At 43.6% G+C, this 18,180-nt stretch carries 17 protein-coding genes; 16 read left to right on the top strand and 1 reads right to left on the bottom strand.

The annotated features are described in order from the left end of the window. The first annotated feature begins 336 nt into the window (after positions 1-336). From H9L11_RS18885 to H9L11_RS18810, 16 genes are all read left to right on the top strand, one after another. Positions 337-1,737: an undecaprenyl-phosphate glucose phosphotransferase gene (locus H9L11_RS18885; RefSeq protein WP_042521578.1), complete on the top strand. Its 1,401-nt coding sequence runs from the start codon at positions 337-339 to the stop codon at positions 1,735-1,737. A gap of 10 nt (positions 1,738-1,747) precedes the next feature. Further along, on the top strand, positions 1,748-2,953 hold the full coding sequence (locus H9L11_RS18880; protein WP_017821252.1) for an outer membrane beta-barrel protein: 1,206 nt from the start codon (positions 1,748-1,750) through the stop codon (positions 2,951-2,953). Between the two features lie 33 nt (positions 2,954-2,986). After that, a complete protein-coding gene (locus H9L11_RS18875) occupies positions 2,987-3,499 on the top strand; it encodes a polysaccharide biosynthesis/export family protein (RefSeq protein WP_240199948.1) in 513 nt (170 codons plus the stop codon). A gap of 15 nt (positions 3,500-3,514) precedes the next feature. After that, complete coding sequence (locus H9L11_RS18870; RefSeq protein WP_171342490.1) at positions 3,515-5,695, top strand: polysaccharide biosynthesis tyrosine autokinase; 2,181 nt, start codon at positions 3,515-3,517, stop codon at positions 5,693-5,695. Continuing rightward, positions 5,673-6,482 (top strand): putative capsular polysaccharide synthesis family protein, encoded by an 810-nt coding sequence (locus H9L11_RS18865; protein ID WP_154203977.1) that lies wholly within the window; start codon positions 5,673-5,675, stop codon positions 6,480-6,482. Before H9L11_RS18870 ends, H9L11_RS18865 begins: the two co-directional genes overlap by 23 nt. A 2-nt stretch (positions 6,483-6,484) precedes the next feature. Further along, on the top strand, positions 6,485-7,537 hold the full coding sequence (locus H9L11_RS18860; RefSeq protein ID WP_053303827.1) for a glycosyltransferase: 1,053 nt from the start codon (positions 6,485-6,487) through the stop codon (positions 7,535-7,537). Next, positions 7,503-8,750: an O-antigen ligase family protein gene (locus H9L11_RS18855; RefSeq protein ID WP_205391391.1), complete on the top strand. Its 1,248-nt coding sequence runs from the start codon at positions 7,503-7,505 to the stop codon at positions 8,748-8,750. The genes H9L11_RS18860 and H9L11_RS18855 overlap by 35 nt, the downstream gene beginning before the upstream one ends. Before the next feature lie 15 nt (positions 8,751-8,765). Continuing rightward, positions 8,766-9,599, top strand: a complete 834-nt coding sequence (locus H9L11_RS18850) for a putative capsular polysaccharide synthesis family protein (protein WP_205391390.1) — start codon at positions 8,766-8,768, stop codon at positions 9,597-9,599. After that, complete coding sequence (locus H9L11_RS18845; RefSeq protein ID WP_205391389.1) at positions 9,596-10,627, top strand: glycosyltransferase; 1,032 nt, start codon at positions 9,596-9,598, stop codon at positions 10,625-10,627. Before H9L11_RS18850 ends, H9L11_RS18845 begins: the two co-directional genes overlap by 4 nt. An 8-nt stretch (positions 10,628-10,635) precedes the next feature. Continuing rightward, positions 10,636-11,943, top strand: a complete 1,308-nt coding sequence (locus H9L11_RS18840) for an oligosaccharide flippase family protein (RefSeq protein ID WP_205391388.1) — start codon at positions 10,636-10,638, stop codon at positions 11,941-11,943. A gap of 2 nt (positions 11,944-11,945) precedes the next feature. Further along, positions 11,946-12,341, top strand: a complete 396-nt coding sequence (locus H9L11_RS18835) for a VanZ family protein (RefSeq protein ID WP_033906760.1) — start codon at positions 11,946-11,948, stop codon at positions 12,339-12,341. 67 nt (positions 12,342-12,408) lie between these two features. Then, entirely contained in the window at positions 12,409-12,729 is a 321-nt protein-coding gene (gene yqfB / locus H9L11_RS18830) for a N(4)-acetylcytidine aminohydrolase (RefSeq protein WP_005385855.1), read from the top strand. Between the two features lie 50 nt (positions 12,730-12,779). Beyond that, the gene (locus tag H9L11_RS18825) at positions 12,780-13,373 is read left to right on the top strand and encodes a TetR/AcrR family transcriptional regulator (protein WP_205391387.1); all 594 of its coding nucleotides are present in this window, start codon (positions 12,780-12,782) and stop codon (positions 13,371-13,373) included. A 157-nt stretch (positions 13,374-13,530) separates the two neighbouring features. Then, positions 13,531-14,565, top strand: coding sequence for an NADP-dependent oxidoreductase (locus H9L11_RS18820; RefSeq protein ID WP_054577065.1), 1,035 nt, complete (start codon positions 13,531-13,533; stop codon positions 14,563-14,565). A 14-nt stretch (positions 14,566-14,579) separates the two neighbouring features. Then, on the top strand, positions 14,580-15,197 hold the full coding sequence (locus H9L11_RS18815; protein ID WP_005375238.1) for a glutathione S-transferase: 618 nt from the start codon (positions 14,580-14,582) through the stop codon (positions 15,195-15,197). A gap of 290 nt (positions 15,198-15,487) precedes the next feature. Beyond that, positions 15,488-16,927, top strand: coding sequence for a catalase (locus H9L11_RS18810; protein WP_205391386.1), 1,440 nt, complete (start codon positions 15,488-15,490; stop codon positions 16,925-16,927). A 194-nt stretch (positions 16,928-17,121) separates the two neighbouring features. Here the strand turns inward: H9L11_RS18810 and H9L11_RS18805 are convergent, their stop codons facing one another. Next, positions 17,122-18,000: an NAD(P)-dependent oxidoreductase gene (locus H9L11_RS18805; RefSeq protein WP_205391385.1), complete on the bottom strand. Its 879-nt coding sequence runs from the start codon at positions 17,998-18,000 to the stop codon at positions 17,122-17,124. Positions 18,001-18,180 lie beyond the last annotated feature (180 nt).

The raw sequence follows: 18,180 nt of genomic DNA, 5'->3' as shown, positions 1-18,180 counted from the left end.
TTAATCGTTAACGAATCAAATCACCCGTTTCTTCTACCCTCACATAAACCATTGTCTTTGTACTGATACTTCATTTTTAATACTTTTCCTCATTCCTCATAAGTAAGTACCAGCTTTTTCCTAACCCGCCAAACTTAGCCAAAGGGCTAAATATCATTCTTATTTCCACTTACCTCAACAAAGCAAATTTTTACACTTATCAACGAAATTACACGTGACAAAAAACTCAGCAGCATTCCACAGAATGCTCTGTGCACTAACTACTAATAACGTTCACGACACGGCAATTGGGGAAGACACCCAAGGGCGGTAGCGTGTCAGAAGGGAAACTGAGTCATGAAACAAAAAGGACTTATCCGCTCTCATGAGATGGAGTTCGCTTTTTTATATCGCATCTCAGATCTTGCTGTCATCGTCTCTTTTATGCTGCTTTTAGTGTTCAAAGACATGAATACTGCGATGGGGAAAGATTACGTCATATTGGCTTTCGTTGGAGGCATCTCCTTTCTATTTATGGCAGAAAGCGGCAATCTGTATCGCTCTTGGCGAACCAGTTCGTTTAAAGAGCAGATGTTTATTGTCTGTGTTGCTTGGGCGGTGACTTCTGCACTTATCTTTGTTGTGCTGTATTTTTCTGAAGTCCATACCTTATTTGATAACACAATTTTAGCGCTGTGGTTTGCGATTACGCCCGCTCTGCTTTTGGCATGGCGAGTAACATTCCGTACCGGATTAGCCTATTTGAGAAAAAAAGGATTCAACACTCGCACTGCAATCATCATCGGCCAAACTCCTCACGGCATTACCCTAGCTAACGAAATTCAAAACCACACAGAACACGGCGTGCTTTTTGATGGCTTTTACGACGAACGATCTTCCGACAGATTGCCAAATTCTGATTATCCTATTAAAGGAGCTGTTGACCACGCCCTTGAGCGAGCTAAAAAAGGGGAAGTAGATTACGTCTATATCGCGATGCCAATGCACGCAAAAGAGCGCATTGCGTCACTTCTTAACCAATTCTCAGATACCACCGCAAATACGTATCTGATTCCCGACTTCTTCACTTATAACCTTTTACATTCTCGTTGGGCGCAGATCGGCCAAGTTCAAACACTAAGTGTCTTTGATACACCTTTTGCTGGAATTTCTTCTTGGGTAAAACGGTTTGAAGACATCTTGTTTTCGAGCATTATTTTGGTCTTAATCGCCCCTATTCTATTCGTCATTGCGATTGGCATTAAGGCAACGTCTAAAGGCCCTGTCATCTTTAAACAACATCGGTACGGTCTTGATGGACGCAAGATTGAAGTCTGGAAGTTCCGTTCAATGACAACCATGGATCAAGGTTCCAACGTGAAACAGGCGACAAAGAACGATCCTCGTATTACGCCTTTTGGCGGATTTCTACGTCGCACCTCTTTGGACGAACTACCTCAATTTATCAATGTACTGCAAGGGACCATGTCTATTGTCGGCCCACGCCCTCATGCCGTGGCACACAATGAAGAATACCGTCAGATCGTGGATCGCTACATGCTACGTCACAAAGTAAAACCAGGCATTACTGGCTGGGCGCAGATTAATGGTTATCGCGGCGAAACCGACACCTTAGAAAAAATGGAAAAGAGAGTCGAGTTTGATTTGGATTACATCCACCATTGGTCGGTTTGGATGGACATCAAAATCATCTTTATGACCGTTTTCAAAGGCTTCACTGGTGCTAACGCTTACTAAGGTTGAGATTATGAAGAAACTGACAATGGCAATAGCATTGAGTCTGTTTTCTACTGACTTGCTCGCAGAACCGATGGCTTACCAAACCGAGTCTGGTATAGAGTTGATTCCCCTCGTAAAAACTTTCTACGAGGGAGATGACAACATCAATAAAGCGGAAAAATCCGGCAATGTAGAGTCAGTCAATATTTGGGGTATAGAACCAAGCTTACTAGCACGTATAGAACGGAATCGCTATCGCGCAGATATTTTATATAAGTTAAAAGCTGGCTTTTCATCTGACGATCGCAACGACTTCGACGACCACACTTTTCAGTTTTCCAACTTTTTCGAATTTAATCATCGTCATCGTTTAGTGGTTGATTACCGTTTTCGCGCCCAGCATGAAGTTCGAGGAGAAGATATTACCGAAGGTAATGGTAGCGCAATCGACTCACCAATAGAGTTCAACCGTAACGATGTAAAAACCAATTATGTCTTTGGATCTAACGGTGCCAAAGGCAGACTCGAATTCGGTTTAGGCTATAGTGATAAAACCTATCAAAACTATCGTGACGGCTTGCCTGGTCGCCCAAACGCTAAAACTAAATACAACGATTTTCGAGCTCCCAATGCACATTTGGAGTTCTATTTAAGAGCGACGCCAAGAACCTATTGGTTAGTCGGAACAAACCAAATCGTAACCGAGTATCAGCACCGAAATTCTGCGCAGCCATCGAAAGATAACAACACCAGTTTCTATTACACCGGTGCCGAATGGGAAGTCACAGGAAAAACCAAAGGCATCGCTCGACTCGGTTATCAAATCAAAGATTTTGACAGCGCTCAACGAGAGACATTTAAAGGCTTTAGTTGGGATATCGGCTTTGAATGGTTGCCTCAAGAACAAACTCTAGTCAGCGTGAAAACCACTCAAGCGGCGGTTAACCCCGATCAAGATGGCGATTACAACCTACAAACTCGTTACCGACTGAACCTCAAGCACGATTGGAATAGTTACCTTGCAACTCGCTTAGGTGCTGTTTATCAACAAGATGATTACACGGGAATCTCCAGAAACGACGATCGGTACACTCTATCTTTTGGTATCGATTATCAGATCAAACGTTGGATACAGCTGCAAGCCGATTGGCAATACCAAGATAAAAACTCTAGCCGATCGGGTTATAGCTTCGAACAAAACATTTGGACTTTAAGCGCACAGTTTTCTCTGTAAAAAGGATTATTAATGAAGGCATTCATCAAATTCATGAGTGTAGCGTTGTTGCTATTTAGCACTTTGGTCAACGCTGACTCAAACGAGGAAGATTACTTACTCGATACTGGCGATACCATTTCCGTGCAGGTCTATGGTGAAGAAGATCTTACGATTAAAAATATTCTAATAACGTCAGATGGCTACTTTGATTACCCCTACCTTGGCCGAATTAAAGCAATCAAAAAAACACCAAAACAACTCAAGTACGAAATAGAAACGGGCTTAAAAGGCGATTATCTCATCAATCCAAAAGTGATGGTCACCATCAATAACTTTCGTCTGTTTTACGTTAATGGAGAAGTCAGGAAACCTGGTGGATTTGAGTTCCGTCCAGGGTTAACCATAGAGAAGGCCATCGCTCTAGCAGGTGGCTTGACCGACAGAGCCTCACGCAAAGGCATTAACCTCACCAAGCATAAAACAGGTCAAACGATGGAGGGGGTCAGTATGCACCGCAACGTTGAACCTGGTGACATTGTATTTATTGACCAGAGCTTCTTTTAAGTGACAGGGAATCAAATGAACGGGACTCATCCAAATAATCTCCAGATGAACAAAGTAGAACTGATTCGTTTTGGCCATCACTTCAAAGCGATTAAAAAGAATTGGCTAAGCATCGCAGCATTCACGCTTCTGTTCTCATTAACTTGTACTTGGTATATCTACTCCAAAGCATCGATATACCAAGCTACAGCTACGCTACTCATCCAAGAGGAGCAAAAAAGCGCCCTTTCAATCGAGGAAGTATATGGCGTCGACACGACAAAAAAAGAGTACTTTCAAACGCAAATCGCCATTTTAAAATCGAATCATATTGCAGATAAGGTCATTAGAGAGCTGAACCTTACCCAATTACCTGAATTCACAAGCTCAGGGGGGTTAAATAAAAAAATCGACCAAATAAAGTCGATTCCTTTTGTTCAAGACCTACTGAATGTAGCACCAAGCCCAAAAGAAACCGCGCAGTTTTCAGAGTCCTATTATCAGGCACTTCAAGCTTTCAGAAGTAAACTCGATATTGAGCCAGTACGTAACACCCAATTAGTCAGAATTCGCTTTCGTTCTACCGATCCTAAGCTTGCTACGACAATCGCCAACGCGGTCGGCCAAGCCTATATTGACGCAAATTTTGAAGCCAAATTGGTCGTTACACAAAATGCGGCTACTTGGTTGACAAATAACTCTCAAAAATTGGAGGAGCGATTACGTAACTCGGAGCAAGCGCTGCAAGAATTCTTGTTAAAAGAAGGGTTGATCGATATAAACGGTATTGATGAAATTTACGCAAATGAGCTAGAAGAACTCACTCGCAAGCTGAATATCGCTGTTAATAAGCGTATTGAAGCGCAGACGTTAATCCAACTGTTACGACGTAAATCTTCGCAAAGTTTAGACAGCTTGTTGTCAATTGATGAATTCGCTAATCAAGCGCAAATCCGCGATCTAAAATTGTCGGAAGCACAGGCAGCCAAAAATCTCTCTGAACTGGCACAGCGCTACGGACCTAAACATGATCGAATGATTCAGGCGAAAGCACAGCTTGCTGAAATTCAATCAAGAACCCAGCAACTCATCCGTGACATTTCCTTCAGTAAGCAACAAGACCTTCTTGCTGCAAAAGCGCAAGAGGACATGCTTCGAGCAGAACTCGATAACAAAAAGTCAGACTTCCAATCGTTAGGGTCACAAAAAGCGCGTTACGAACAGTTAAAACGCGAGGTTGAATCTAATAAGGCACTCTATGAAGCGTTCTTAAATCGTGAGAAAGAGACCAACGCCACCAGCGACTACAAGAATGTCACGGCTCGCTTTACTGATAAAGCCATCATTCCTCTGTTCCCGGTGGCACCACAACGAATCAAACTGGTACTGATTGCCACCTTTTTTGGCTTTGCCATTGCTTGCGCTCTGGTCATCATCTTAGAAACGATGCGAGAAGTTATCCGAAGCACAGCCGATGTGCAGGAAAAACTTGGTGTTACGTGTTTAGGTGTGATTCCTATGGTCAAAAAACGCAATTTGCGTAAAAACGGCGTCAGTTATACCGCGTATTTAGATGATGAAGAAAAGCTATTTAGTGAAGCTTGCCGCTCAGTCAGAACCTCGCTTCTGCTCAGATTAACCAACACGAAGCAAAAGATATTGCCCTTTACCTCTGCTATTCCAGAAGAAGGAAAAACATCGACCAGTATCAATATGGCGGTGTCGTTTTCAAAAATGGAAAAGGTGTTAATCATCGACTGCGATTTACGTCGACCTTCCATCGCAAAGCGATTCGGTATTGCAGAATCAAGCCCTGGCTTAACGCATATCCTGACGATGGACACGCCAATCAAAGATTGTGTTACACATATAAAAGAAGCCAACTTAGATGTATTACCGGCGGGCCTAATTCCGCCAAACCCACAGGAATTATTAGCTTCTGATCGCTTTAAAAAGTTGCTCGAACATTTTCAAAATAAGTATGACCGGATCATTATCGATACACCTCCACTACTGTCAGTGAGTGACGCACTTATTCTTGGTCAGTATGCCAATGGTCTGATTACCGTCATTCGCTCAGAATCGACAAAATCATCACTGGTTAACCTTGCGTTATCTAAACAAATACAACACTCAGTTCCATCTCTTGGCGTCTTAATCACACAAGCCAAGGCCAAGGAAGGAGAGACGCTTTATGTCCAGAAATACGCCTACTAACGTAAACCTATCTTGGTACCAAACGTTGAAAAGCCAAGAACAGCCGGTATTGATCTATCAAATGGGCAAAGTAGGTTCGAGTGCATTAGAGCATTCCATTCCTGAGTCGATTCACTTGCACGACCTTATGACCGTCGATGCGCAAAAACAAATATCCCCCGTTAGAGCGCAATTGCATAAGCCTCAGATCAATGCGTTAAAGCGACGACTAAAGCGTATAACGATGAGCCATATGTTAAAGCGCAAGAAAAAAGTTCGAATTATCTCGCTGGTGCGTGAACCGATCGGACGAAATGTCTCAATGTTCTTTCAAGCACTTCCTTTTTGGATGGCGGACAAATATCTAAAGGATGACAGCGCAATACGTACCGAACGACCGCAATTACTCCAAGAAGCATTTGATAAGCACATGAATCATCAATATGCGCTGCAGTGGTTTGACAACGAGATCAAACAACTAACAGGGATTGATGTGTTTAACGAGTCTTTTAATCACGAAGTAGGCTATCAAACATACCATAACAATAACTTCTCACTGTTGGTCATTCGAAGTGACAAGCTAACAAAGGCTAACTCCGCAGTTGAAGACTTTTTAGGTTACCCCGTGGATGTTGTTTATGAAAATCAATCAGACAACAAATGGTACTCGCCACTAATGAAAGAATTCAAAACGCAATTTCAACCTACACCCGAGTACGTTGAAGAAATGCTGAATTCTAAATTGACGAAGCACTTTTTCTCAAATGCAGAAATCACCGACCTTAAACAGCAATATCTGACCAATTAATCATGAAAACCAAGATTCTACATATTATCAATGATCTTTCTCAGAACGGCGGTGCTCAGAAGTTCTTAGTCGACCTTGTTTTAGAACATAAGCCTGAATACGAAATCAAAATTTTGGTCTTGTGTGATGAAAATGATTACTTACCAATGCTATCCGCCCAAGGGGTAGAGTGTTTTAACTGGCGCACATTGTCATTGAGTGAGAAATTCTCTTTGCTGCGTTGGCCGGATGTCGTTCACGGGCACCTCTACCCTTCCATTTACCTAGCGCTATTGGCGGTAGGTAAAAAACGAATCCAGACTGAGCACTGTTCTTATAACCGTCGACGTGACTATCCGCTGTTTAAGTTCATGGAATACGTCTTATATTGGGGCCACGACTTGACGGTCAGTATTAGTGAAAAAGTACAAGATGAACTGGTGAAGTTCATGCCTCGCTATCAACATAAATATCACGTGGTGCACAATGGCGTTGATTTAAAAAGGTTTTCTATGACGCCAAGATTCGCCAGCCACCTAATCGACAAACCAGTTATCAAGATTGGAATGGTGGGCCGACTTCACCAACATAAAGACCATGAAACGCTTATCCAAGCACTTATCCATTTACCAAGACGATACGAACTCCACCTTGCGGGAGATGGAGAAAAAAAATCGTCACTGCAAGCATTGGCAACAAAAATCAACGTCGCGCAACGTGTTCACTTTCATGGCGTAGTTTCTGACGTTCCAGCCTTTTTGAACGACATGGATATTTACGTGCAATCGTCGCACGTCGAAGGCTTTGGTTTGGCGGCGGTTGAGGCGATGGCAGCAGGCTTACCCGTACTATCGTCGGACGTACCTGGTTTGGATGACGTCACCGGACGTGCCGAATATTTATTTCAAGTTGGTAACGCCACTGAACTGAGCCAAAAAGTTCTCCAACTGTGTGAAAGTGTTGAGCGGTATGACGCTGCAAGTCAATACTCAGTCAATAGGGCCTCTCTTTACACCATCGATAAATTTCGTGAAGGTTACTATGGAATCTACCAGCAGCTTTGCGCCAACAAATAGCTCCGCGCCATCGAGCCATCGCGCCTCATTGCTTGCAGCATGCCTATTAGTATTGTTCTTTATTCCAATGAAGTTTCGTGCTGGAGGAATAGCGCTAGCCCCATCTGACATCGCAAGCCTTTTGTCTATTGGTTTTACTGCATTAGTGGTATTGGAAGGAAAAGCTGAAAAACTCATGCATCCCTGTATGGGGTTCCTCGTATTGTTCACTGGGTATGTGTTCATAAATGGTCTGCTAAATCGCGTCCCTTTAATGCCGCTAGTTATAGAAACTGTGCAATGGTTAGCGATTTTGTGCCTACTGAGCCTAATGTACGCCTATGGCGTGTTTGATGACGAACGGGTAATGGTTTATTTCACGTATCTGTTGTTTTTCATCTGTTCGCTCGTTGCCTTATGGCACTTTGCTCAGGGCTATCAAAGTGGGTTTAAGTTACTCGGGGTAAGTAAATACGGGTTCGGTGTACTGTGCTCACTACTGTACCTTTATCGAGATAAAATTCGCGCTTTCCACCTTTTGATGCTCGTAGCTTTAGTATTACTGGTGTTGTCACAAGAAAGAAAAGCGCTACTTGGTTTTTGTCTGCTTTTCTTCTTTGACCAACTGCTCGTAAAAAACTTAATGAGAAAATCGCTCAGCGAAACGTACACGTGGGCGATTTTATTAGCCTTGAGCTTCATTGTGTTTACTGCCGTCACAACCACACTCTACGTTGGGTTTGAAACTCTAGCAGACACATTGGAAATAACCCAAGAAGACGTCTTATTTGCCAACCAAAGTGAAGCCCGCTGGGTATCGAATCTTCATAGAAAACTTTTACTTGCCAATGGGCTAGATATTTTACTTCAACACCCAGTGTTAGGTGTCGGCGCGAAAATGTTACCCAACTTTATGATCAGTTACTTTAACTATGATGAGCTGGCGATCTACACCCACAACTTTGTGTTAGATACCGCAATTGAATACGGATTGCTTGGTATTGGTCTGCTGTTTGGTGGTTATTTTCTTTTTATTCGCTTTTGCTTCCGTAGTCTTAATGAAAACAGAAAAAGCCTATTACTTGCGATATACGCCCTCATCATGGTGTTTTTCGTTGCGGTAAACACCACCATAATTTTAATACTCTTGTTACCCGTCATGATCAGCATGAGCAACGACTCAAGGGCCATAGCTCATACTTTTCCGGTAAACCATCACCACGAATATGAATAATCAAGGATAGGATAGATGAAGTATTCAATCTCTCGACAATTTGAAAAGAACCGAGAACTCCAAGCTGATAATTTTGTTTTAGTTTACCAAATGGGTAAAGTTGGCTCCTCATCAATTGAGCACACGCTAGGGGAGAAAAATATCCCGAGCTATCACATCCACACCTTTGATGATCACGAAGAATTTCACATGTATCACAATAAAAAAGACGTGAGTAAATTCTTCGACTTCCGAAACCGCGCACTCTATCGCTTAGTGCTCAAGCAGCGAAAACGTATCTTACAAAAACGCGAGCAGATTAAAATCGTTACGCTGGTCCGCGATCCAATCGCAACTGTCTTTTCTCGCTTCTTTCAAGATCTCCATTTGCAATTTATCGAAGGCAAAAAGAACGATGCAATTCACCGAGATATGGAAGTCACGTATCAGCACCTCGAGCATTGCTTTGATAACTATATCAATCTCAACTATTTTGCGGACTGGTTCGACAACGAGTTAAAGCGTAATTTCAATATCGATGTGATGCGCCAAGAGCTGGACAACACTCACCCTTTCTTCACATTCCAGAACGATCAGGCCAACGTCATGCTAATCAAATGCGAACAGCTCAGTTCTCTTGATAAAGAAATCGGTGAGTTTCTTGAGTTGCAAGACTTCGTGCTGAAAAACAGCAACGAAGCGAAAAACAAGTGGTACTCCAATATCCACCTACACTTTAAGAATCACTACGACTTCTCAAAACTGTTCTATATGTACGATCTTCCCTTGTATCGCCACGTTTATTCAGAGCAAGAGCGTGATGCTTTTAAACACAAATGGATGCAAACACCAGGGACAAAATCATCATGAAGAAAGTGCTCCATGTTACAGAAGCATTTGGAGGTGGCGTTCAAACTGCTCTCTATAGTTATGTTCACTCATCCAGAGACGAGCCTTATCAACATTTCTTGCTAGCCAGAGCCCGAGAAAACGACTTGACCAATGAGAACAACAACCACATTTTCGTACAGACAAAGTGGGTAGAAGGCGGCTTGCTTCAATTTATTCGCGATGCAAACCACATGATTGCATCACTTGCTCCCGACGTCGTGCATTTGCACTCGAGTAAAGCGGGATTTCTCGGCCGATTTCTAAAGCTTGGCAAGGCACGCTTGGTTTACACACCGCACTGTTATGCCTTCGAACGTGAAGATATCTCAGAGCTTGCACGCCAGATCTATAAAGCACTAGAGAAAGTAAAACTGAGCAAAATTGATGTGGTTGCAGGCTGTAGCCAACGAGAGTGTGACCTAGCCATTAGCATTGGTGCGAAACATGCCGAACTGCTCAACAACTACGTGTCTTATCAAAGTGAAGATCGTATAGAGCGAGACAAGCAAAAAGCGCTGAAGCTCGTTGTACTTGGTCGTGTCGCGCCCCAAAAAGATCCTCAGTTTCTTATCAGCACATTGCAGTTCCTTAATCGGTATGCGCTTAACCGCCCGATAGAGATCACATGGATAGGTGGCGGTGACCAAGTACTCGAACAGAAATTACGTACTGAAAATGTGGATGTAACGGGTATGCTGCCTCGCGATGAGGTAGTTGAAAAGCTCAAAGGTTCAGACCTTTATCTACATACTGCAGCATGGGAAGGGATGCCGTTAACCATTCTAGAAGCATCCAAGTTACATCTTCCTATGGTTATTCGGACCATCGGCGCAACCAAAGATCTCAACTACCCGTTTTTAGCGCTCACACCTGAAGAAATGGCCAAGCAGATCGCGCATTGTGTCAATTATTATGAAGAGATCGATTTTCGCCAATATACAGCAGAATTAAACGATGCCTTCAGTGAAGAAAAACAGCGCCTAGCACTCAATAAACTATACGGTTAAATGCTCCTATGTTTCACACTGTTCAACAAAAATTACTGTTGATGCCCAGCGGTAAAAAAAGCTTGTTATCTACTGGATTAAAAACCGCAATCACGCGTGTGTTGAGTGCGCTATTTGCTTTTTTACTGACTCTGATTGTATCGAAGACCAGTGACGCTTCGACGGCCGGTCAATTTTTCTTTTTATTCAACCTAGTCTCGCTACTCGCTATCGTTTCTCAGCTAGGTTTTGATGTCTCGTTAGTTCGTTACAATGCGATCGCTTTTAATAACAAAGAGAAGCTTGAACAAAGCCAAAACTATAAAACCGCACTTTATCGAAGTATGGCATTTTGCTTGCTCGCCATAGGCGTTTTGTTGGCAGGGTTTAATCTGTTTCCAGAACAGCTAAACCAGACTCAATCACCAATGTATGCGATTACTTTATGCTTGCTTTGCATACCTTTCTTGGTGCTTGCGCAAACCAACAGTCGGGTGCTTCAAGCATGTAGAAAAGTCGTATCATCTCTGTTTGCGTTGCAGCTTGGGGTAAGCATGTTGATGGTCATTTTTGTCTTTGCCCTAGACTATATCGGTCAGCAAAATATCAACAATCTAATGACCGCACTGCTTTTAGCGAGCATAGGTGTCGCGGTCATATCTAGTGCCAATTGGCTTGGCTCAGATCAATATCAAACATCGGCTTTCGTACCAAACAAAAAAATGGTCTCTTCTGCCAAGCAAGTCTGGGTTGGCAGTATCTTCACGAATGTTCTTCAATGGGGAAGCCTTGTTATTGCGGGCTTTTTTATCTCAACAGCGGAAATCGGTTTGTTAGCCGCAGCCCAACGCACATCACTACTGATTGGCTTTGTGCTGATTACCATTAACTTTGTGGTCGCCCCGATGTTTGCCTCTCTCTACAAAGAGCGTCAAATGCTCAAACTGCAGAACCTGAGCCGCTTGGCGTGCCGAGCCAATGTTGGTTTAGCGATTGTACCCGTAATTATTTGCACCCTCTTCCCCGAGTTTGTAATGCAGTTTTTTGGTGAGGAGTTTCTCGCCGCGGCGCCACTATTAGTCGTCCTTTCTCTGGGGCAGTTAGTCAATGTTGCGACTGGTTCAGTAGGTTTTTTATTATTAATGAGTGGTCATGAGAGAACCATGAAATACATTACAATTTCCTCCGGTACGGTGTCCATCTGCCTACTTGTTACGCTTTGTCAAATGTTTGGTGTGATTGGTGCAGCGTGGGCAATGGCAATTGGCATGGCTATCCAGAATTTAGCTGCACTGTACTTTGTAAAACGTTACTTAGGCTTCTTTCCAATAGGTTAATTATGGCTTTAATACTGGCACGCACGAGTTTTGTTTTAGTCCTGATGCTAACCGCTTCACTCTCTTTGTGGAAAAGCTCTGACCTACACCATACTGCTTACCTGCAAATGGAAACCTACTTAGGCGGATCAAGTACGCTTCACTTTACTTTCAGTTTATTGATCGGCTTTTTATCGGTCTTCACGTTCCCTTCTCTGGTGAGCTCGAATAAAACCGACGTTTTTGGGATTCGTCTTTTGCTACTGCTGTTAGCTATCGTTTCAATGGAAGAAATAAGCCAACTTTTTATTCCAAATCGATCATTTAGTTTTGATGATCTCAGCACCAACTGGATAGGCGTTATCTCAGGTTACTTTAGTGCCAAGTTAATTCGCTTCATCCGCGCTCGATCGTTCTAGTAATACAGGAATCTCTGGGGGATTTGGGTATATAATTACGCCAAACAACCAGACTAACGAGTACATCATGCCATCTCATCCAACCAAGATTACTTTTTTTGAATTCTTAACCCCGTTGATCACGTCAGGCAAAAAGACGATAACGATTCGAGATGAATCAGAAAGCCATTACGTTCCCAATACAGAAGTCGAAGTTTTTACCTTAGAAACGGATCGTAAAGTCTGCGATATCAAGATACGTTCTGTAGAACCACTTCACTTTGAAGATATTAATGAGTTTCATGCAGAACAAGAAGCCATCGAACTACCAAAACTCAAGCAGTTAATTCGAGAAATCTACCCAAATACCGACACGCTCTTTGTTATTGAGTATGAGCTGATTAAATAACCCACAACAAATACTAGACGACTGGTCTAATCCATCCTATAGTACACTTCATGAACGCAAAGGCGAATGACACACGCCAACATATTCTCGACGTCGGATACGAGTTGATCGTAAACCGAGGGTTCACGAGTGTTGGTCTTTCAGAGCTATTAAAAAAGGCCGCAGTGCCAAAAGGTTCGTTTTATCATTACTTCAAATCCAAAGAACAATTTGGTGAAGCGATGATTCAAGACTACTTTACTAAGTATTTTGAGCGTTTAAACGCACGCTTTACCAATACTGAACTGAGTGGCTACCAACGCCTAATGAGCTATTTCGAAGAAATGGTCAAAGTAGAAGACGACGTGTGTAATGCGAACAAATGTTTATTGGTTAAGTTAAGTGCAGAAGTCTCCGATCTCTCTGAGTCAATGCGCTTGGCATTACGCCAAGGAGCAGACAAAACCATTCAAGCGATAGCGGATTGCATTGACATCGGCATTCAAGATGGCTCAATCCCCAATGGTGACAGTGCGTTATTAGCAAGGCAGATATACTACCTTTGGAATGGCGCTAGCTTGCTGAACAAACTTTATCAAGATCAGGCAGCATTGACGCAAAGTCTGACCTATACTCAACACTTACTGCAGAATACGCGCACTTGACCATAACGGGCGGCGTGGAAGCAGAATGAACACCCTACACACGTTTCACTGTCAGAAAAAGCGTCAGTGTTAACACAGTAAACCTTCCCGCTTTAAATAAGCGGGATATTTTGAAATAAATACTAGACGACCGGTCTAATCAACAAGTGAGATAGATATGACTAACGCAACAAATCGCAGAATCGTACTCGCGTCACGTCCCCATGGTGCACCGACACAAGAAAACTTTCGTTTAGAAGAGGTAACGAAACCGACTCCGAAAGAGGGTGAAATGCTATTGAGAACGGTTTATTTATCTCTAGATCCATACATGCGTGGTCGCATGAGTGATGCCGAATCATACGCTGACCCTGTTGCAATTGATGACGTAATGGTCGGTGGTACAGTTTGTCAGGTAGAAACATCAAACCACCCAGATTACGAAGCGGGTGAATGGGTTCTTGCCTACACCGTTGGCTGGCAAGACTACGCTATCTCAACTGGTGAGATGGTCATTAAACTTGGTAAAGAACCGCAAAATCCTTCTTACGCGCTAGGCGTTGCAGGTATGCCAGGATTTACCGCGTACATGGGTTTACTCGACATTGGTCAGCCAAAACCAGGGGAAACCATCGTGGTAGCAGCTGCTACGGGGCCTGTAGGCGCAACAGTTGGTCAAATTGGTAAAATCAAAGGTTGCCGAGTTGTTGGTATAGCAGGCGGAGAAGAAAAATGCCGTTACGCTAAAGAGGTGCTTGGTTTCGATGAGTGTATTGATCACAAAGCTGAAGACTTTGCAGAACAACTGAAAAATGCCTGTGACAAAGGTATCGATGTTTACTTCGAAAACGTAGGTGGCAAAGTATTCGAGGCTGTATTGCCACTTCTGAATACAAATGCGCGTATCCCACTTTGTGGTTTGATTTCTCAGTACAACGCGACAGAGCTGCCTGAAGGTACCGACCATCTTCCATTACTAATGGGTAAGCTCCTGACCAAACGAATCAAGGTGCAGGGCTTCATCATTTTTGATGATTACGGACATCGTTACGGTGAATTTGCGCAAGATATTAATCAATGGTTGGCAGAAGGAAAGATCCAATACCGCGAACATCTAGTACAAGGACTGGATAATGCGCCAGAAGCATTCATCGGTCTGTTGGAAGGTAAGAATTTCGGCAAACTTGTAGTACAGATTAACGACCCATTATAAAAAGGGATATGTAAATGATTAAACTTCACCACCTCAATCAGTCTCGTTCAAAGCGCATCATTTGGTTACTTGAAGAGCTAGATGTAAATTACGAAATTGTACCCTATGTCCGTGATTCCGTGACCTTCATGGCACCGCCAGAACTAAAAAGTGTTCACCCATTAGGAAAGTCACCTGTTCTTGAAGATAACGGCGAGATTATCATTGAGTCAGGTGCAATGACCGAATATTTGATTGAGAAATACAGTGACGGAGCCTTTGCTCCTGAGCGCGGTACAAAAGCACACACAGAATATTTGCAATGGATGCACTTTGCAGAAAGCTCCGCAATTTTACCTATGCTGCTAAAAATCTTCGTAAGCAAAGAGCCAAATGAAACTCAGTTTTTATCAGGCTATGCCGACAAGGAAGCAATGAATGTACTAGGCTACTTCGAGCAATCCTTAGAAGGCAAAACTTACCTAGTAGAAGAGCGTCTGACTGGCGCAGACATCATGATGTCTTTCATTGTCGAATTGGTTCAAAAGTTTGGTTTAGTTAATCACTTCCCTAATATTGAACGTTATGGGAAACAGCTCGCGACACACCCTGCATTTGCAAAAGCTGAACAACTTGAAGTGAAGTACTCTTAATTACTTCCCCCCTTTCGCCCCTTTGATGACACGTAAAACTTCATTTAAGGGGCGATATTACTAGCATCGCAGACACGCTAACTGGATAGCGCTCCCCCCAGTCAATCGCATTCGAGAACGTCGATTGTTATGTCAATCAAGCTAATGTAGTAAATTTCTGATTCTAATATAGTTTCGACCATAGTCACCATCTATTGAATTGATAAGCAATATCAGTTTTCTCCCCCAGCTTTTCCGTAATAACCTCCTCTACAGTTTCTAAGGTATTGAGCCCTGGAGGGGGAAGAAAAATGACAAACAAGAAATTGACTACAGCAGCAGGTTGCCCTGTCGCACATAACCAAAACGTTATGACTGCAGGTCCTCGTGGCCCTCAACTATTACAAGACGTTTGGTTCCTTGAAAAATTGGCACACTTTGACCGCGAAGTGATCCCTGAGCGTCGTATGCACGCAAAAGGTTCTGGTGCTTACGGTACGTTCACAGTAACGCACGACATCACAAAGTACACGCGCGCTAAGATCTTCTCTGACATCGGCAAAAAAACAGAACTATTCGCTCGCTTCACTACCGTAGCTGGTGAGCGCGGTGCAGCAGACGCAGAACGTGACATCCGTGGTTTCGCACTAAAATTCTACACTGAAGAAGGTAACTGGGACTTGGTTGGTAACAACACACCAGTATTCTTCCTACGTGACCCACTAAAATTCCCAGACCTAAACCACGCAGTAAAACGCGACCCTCGCACTAACATGCGTAGCTCTACCAACAACTGGGATTTCTGGACATCACTACCAGAAGCATTCCACCAAGTGACTATCGTAATGAGTGACCGTGGTATCCCCGCTTCTTACCGTCATATGCATGGTTTTGGTAGCCACACATTCAGCTTCATCAACGCAGAAAACGAGCGTTACTGGGTGAAATTCCACTTCAAAACTCAGCAAGGCATCAAAAACCTAACTGACCAAGAAGCAGAAGCAATCGTAGGTAAAGACCGCGAAAGCCATCACCGTGACCTTTACGAAGCGATTGAGCGTCAAGACTTCCCTAAATGGAAGATGTACGTACAGATCATGCCTGAGCTAGAAGCGGATGAAGTCAACTTCAACCCATTCGACCTAACACGTATATGGTCTCAAAAAGACTACCCACTGATCCCAGTTGGCGAGTTCGAACTGAACCGTAACCCAGAAAACTTCTACGCAGAAGTTGAGCAATCAGCGTTCAACCCAGCTGCAGTCGTACCTGGTATCGGCTTCTCTCCAGATAAAATGCTACAAGGTCGTCTGTTCGCTTACGGCGATGCTCAGCGTTACCGTCTAGGTGTGAACCATCATCAAATCCCAGTGAACGCACCTCGTTGCCCTGTTCACAGCTACCACCGTGATGGCGCAATGCGCGTTGATGGCAACTTTGGTTCAACACTGGGTTACGAGCCAAACTACAAACAAGAATGGGCAGAGCAACCAGATTACTCTGAGCCACCTCTACGCATCAATGGCAACGCTGATCACTACGATCATCGTGTAGACGAAGACTACTTCAGCCAAGCGGGTGACCTATTCCGTCTGATGAGCGAAGAGCAACGTCAAACTCTGTTCGATAACACAGCTCGCGCAATGGACGGTGTGCCAGAGTTCATCCAACAGCGCCACGTTCAACACGCATACGAAGCGGACGAAGCGTACGGCAAAGGTCTTGAAATTGCACTAGGCTTAAACAAGTAAGCGAACGCTGCAATCATTACACTGTGTGATTTAAAGACGAAAAAAGGAGGTACTCTACAGCACCTCCTGATTTCAAATCACTAATCCTTAATCACAAGTCACAAAACATGCTCAAGGTGATTCATTATGATTAACTTAGATTTCTTTAAGCTCTTTGATACCAAAGAACTGTTTATCTATTACTGATTCATCAACTACTGATTTTTAGCTACCGCTTTGATCAGTACTGATGTATCCATGCGACCTAAACCATCACGTTGAAGGTCTGCGTATTGCTCATCCACTTTCTTAGTCAGTGGAAGTTCTAGACCCACTCGCTCAGCTTCTTGCAGACAGAAACCTAAGTCTTTGCGCATCCAATCAATAGCGAAGCCAAAATCGAACTTGTCTTCAGCCATCGTATTTGCGCGGTTTTCCATCTGCCAAGAACCTGCAGCGCCATGCTTAAGTGTTTCTACAACTTGAGCAATGTCCAAGCCTGATTTTTGTGCTAGCAACAAAGCTTCACTCAGACCTTGTAAAACGCCTCCAATACAGATTTGGTTTACCATCTTACAGCGTTGACCCTGACCGTTTTCACCCAGTAGCGTCATCTGCTTCGCGTACACATCCATCGCCGGAGACACACGGTCAAAAATGCTTTGTTCACCACCACACATGATGGTTAGAACACCATTTTCTGCGCCCGCTTGACCACCAGAAACTGGCGCATCAATAAAGTGATTACCGTACTTAACACACGCTTCAGCCAGCTCAACCGCTAGGTCTGCAGAAGTGGTCGTGTGATCGACTAGCACTGCGTCCGCTTTCAAGCCGACCAGAATGCCCTCTTCACCGTAAACAACGCTACGAACGTCATCATCATTACCCACACAGGTAAAAACGATGTCACAGCCTTCCGCCGCTTCACGTGGTGTTTCACAAGCTACGCCTTGGTATTCTTCAGCCCATTTGTCGGCTTTCGCTTTTGTGCGGTTGTATACTTTGGTTTCAAAGCCCGCTTTACTTAGGTAACCAGCCGTTGGGTATCCCATCACACCCAGACCAATAAATGCTACTCGTTGTTTTTCCATTGCACGCTTCCCTTAGTTCACCTGACTGAAATGTTTCGTAACATGCTACTAAAGAATTGAAATCATTACTCGTGATTTCTCTTTCCTCGGTCTCGATGATCCTGCATTGCAGTCCGTTTATTGCGCCTTCTACACCCCTTTACTTGACGATTAGCGTAACAGTCAAAGCACTTACATAGG

The organism is Vibrio sp. sp1, assembly GCF_016920955.1.
GTDB classification, from domain to species: domain Bacteria; phylum Pseudomonadota; class Gammaproteobacteria; order Enterobacterales; family Vibrionaceae; genus Vibrio; species Vibrio alginolyticus.
Note: the sequence above shows the minus strand (reverse complement) of the source record. Positions and strands in the feature narration are given on the sequence as shown.

Coding starts and splice junctions, on each gene's coding strand:
- H9L11_RS18835 (WP_033906760.1), top strand. CDS start 11,946: ATGGCTTTAATACTGGCACGCACGAGTTTTGTTTTAGTCCTGATGCTA.
- H9L11_RS18885 (WP_042521578.1), top strand. CDS start 337: ATGAAACAAAAAGGACTTATCCGCTCTCATGAGATGGAGTTCGCTTTT.
- H9L11_RS18820 (WP_054577065.1), top strand. CDS start 13,531: ATGACTAACGCAACAAATCGCAGAATCGTACTCGCGTCACGTCCCCAT.
- H9L11_RS18845 (WP_205391389.1), top strand. CDS start 9,596: ATGAAGAAAGTGCTCCATGTTACAGAAGCATTTGGAGGTGGCGTTCAA.
- H9L11_RS18855 (WP_205391391.1), top strand. CDS start 7,503: ATGGAATCTACCAGCAGCTTTGCGCCAACAAATAGCTCCGCGCCATCG.
- H9L11_RS18875 (WP_240199948.1), top strand. CDS start 2,987: ATGAGTGTAGCGTTGTTGCTATTTAGCACTTTGGTCAACGCTGACTCA.
- H9L11_RS18860 (WP_053303827.1), top strand. CDS start 6,485: ATGAAAACCAAGATTCTACATATTATCAATGATCTTTCTCAGAACGGC.
- H9L11_RS18870 (WP_171342490.1), top strand. CDS start 3,515: ATGAACGGGACTCATCCAAATAATCTCCAGATGAACAAAGTAGAACTG.
- H9L11_RS18865 (WP_154203977.1), top strand. CDS start 5,673: ATGTCCAGAAATACGCCTACTAACGTAAACCTATCTTGGTACCAAACG.
- H9L11_RS18825 (WP_205391387.1), top strand. CDS start 12,780: ATGAACGCAAAGGCGAATGACACACGCCAACATATTCTCGACGTCGGA.
- H9L11_RS18810 (WP_205391386.1), top strand. CDS start 15,488: ATGACAAACAAGAAATTGACTACAGCAGCAGGTTGCCCTGTCGCACAT.
- H9L11_RS18840 (WP_205391388.1), top strand. CDS start 10,636: ATGTTTCACACTGTTCAACAAAAATTACTGTTGATGCCCAGCGGTAAA.
- H9L11_RS18815 (WP_005375238.1), top strand. CDS start 14,580: ATGATTAAACTTCACCACCTCAATCAGTCTCGTTCAAAGCGCATCATT.
- H9L11_RS18805 (WP_205391385.1), bottom strand. CDS start 18,000: ATGGAAAAACAACGAGTAGCATTTATTGGTCTGGGTGTGATGGGATAC.
- yqfB (WP_005385855.1), top strand. CDS start 12,409: ATGCCATCTCATCCAACCAAGATTACTTTTTTTGAATTCTTAACCCCG.
- H9L11_RS18850 (WP_205391390.1), top strand. CDS start 8,766: ATGAAGTATTCAATCTCTCGACAATTTGAAAAGAACCGAGAACTCCAA.
- H9L11_RS18880 (WP_017821252.1), top strand. CDS start 1,748: ATGAAGAAACTGACAATGGCAATAGCATTGAGTCTGTTTTCTACTGAC.